Source organism: Ruegeria sp. N4, assembly GCF_056531425.1.
Genome location: NZ_JBQFLT010000029.1, coordinates 1 through 1,872, shown reverse-complemented (window position 1 = coordinate 1,872; position 1,872 = coordinate 1). Strand labels below are relative to the sequence as shown.

Annotated in this window: 1 protein-coding gene; it reads left to right on the top strand. The window is 68.5% G+C overall.

Features of this window, described 5'->3' with window-relative positions; genetic code table 11:
- Positions 1-238 precede the first annotated feature (238 nt).
- Positions 239-1,872: tetratricopeptide repeat protein (locus tag ACR0LW_RS21190; RefSeq protein ID WP_480884412.1), on the top strand; the 1,634-nt coding region annotated here is incomplete at its 3' end.

Genomic DNA, 1,872 nt, shown 5'->3' with positions numbered 1-1,872 from the left:
GGCATCCGTTTCTGGTGCTGGGAACGTTGTTGTTCAGGTGTTGGGCGACGGGAATGCGGTCAACATTGGTGGGGCCGTTGGGCTGCTTTTGACGACGTTCCGCGGGGCCAGTTACTCGGAAGCGCCTGAGGATGCGAGCCGACGGGGGGAGCCAGGCTATACGCCAACGGGCCGGCGGGAGACGAAGGTGCTCTCGCCCTACAATCGCGACACGATCCCATTGGCGGGGCGCGGGCGGATGCTGGCGGATCTGCGGGCCTGGCTAGCTGGATCTCAGCAGGTCTCGGTGCAGGTCATCCTCGGAGGCGGCGGGCGCGGCAAGACGCGGCTGGCGACGGAACTGATCGACATGGCCGAGTCTGACGGCTGGACGGCAGGCTTTGCCGAACGCGACCGTCTTGATGTGTTCCGCGCGGCGGGCTGTGAGACGCGACGCGACGAACCCTGCCTTGTGGTCGTGGATTATGCTTCGGCCAAGCTCGATGCGCTTGCCTCGTGGTTCCGGGCTCTGTCTGGCGAGACGGGCACGCGGCCAAAGCTGCGCATCCTGCTGCTCGAGCGGGTTGGCGGGCCGGGCTCGGCCTGGTGGCGTCGGATGTTCGAACAGGGCGGGCTGGATGGAGAGGCGGTCGCGGAGTTGCTGGCGCCCAAAGCCCCCCTGACCATCGAAGCGCTGAGCACGAAGGACGAGCGGCACAACGTCTTCGCCGCGGCGTTTGAGGCCGCGACGGGGGCGGATGCGCCAGCGCCGTCTGACAGCCTCGATCACACACTCGCGTCGATCAGTCTTGGTGGTGAGCCATTGTTCATCGCGATGTTTGGTCTTGTGGCGGCGCGACAGGGGCTGGAGGTGGCCTCAGCCCTGACGGCCGACAAGATCGCCCGAGAATTGGCCAAAGGCGAGTTGCGGCGCATCGGCAAGGTCTGGGCGGCGCATCCCGATCTGCCGCCGGGCGGGGACAGCGGGGCGGATCGTCCGTTCGATGGGCATCTGGCGGCACTGGCCACGCTTTCAGAAGGCTGGAGCGAGGCGGATGCACATGCAGCCATCGCGCGTGAGGCGACGGCGCTGCATCTGGCGCTGCCGGGCGGGAGTGAACCCGTGCGCGCGGTGCTGCACGGGGCACTGCCGGGTGCGGCCGGGGGCATTGGCGCGGTGCTGCCAGATATTCTGGGCGAGGCGCTGGCAATGACGGCGTTGGAACTGCTGCCGGATATGGGCGTTTCGGCGCTGCGCCGGGCGGCCGAGGGGAAGCGGGCGGAGGTGACGACGGCGGTGATCCGGGCCTGCCAGGACTTTCTGATCCGGGGCGAGCGCACGCCGCTTGCCTGGCTCGAGGCGCTGCGGGCGGATGCGGTGGATCTTGAGGCGCTGATGGCGCTGTCGGATGCAATGCCGCAATACACGCTGGAACTGCGCGAGATCAAGCTTGAGATCACCGAGACTATCCTCGGTCTGTTGCGTGATTTGCCCGAGGACGAGGGGCAGCAGGCAAACCTTGCGGTAACGCTCAACAACCTCTCGGGCTGCCTCAACGCTCTGGGGCGGCGGGAGGACGCGCTGGCGGCCGTCGAAGAGGCGGTGGAGATCCGCCGCGGCCTCGCCGCCGCGCGCCCGGATGCCTTCCTGCCCAACCTGGCCTCGGCGCTCAACAACCTCTCGGGCTGCCTCAACGCTCTGGGGCGGCGGGAGGACGCGCTGGCGGCCATCGAAGAGGCGGTGGAGATCTATCGCAGCCTCGCCGCCGCGCGCCCGGATGCCTTCCTGCCCAACCTGGCCACGTCGCTCAACAACCTCTCGGGCTGCCTCGACGCTCTGGGCCGGCGGGAGGACGCGCTGGCGGCCATCGAAGAGGCGGTGGAGATCCGCCG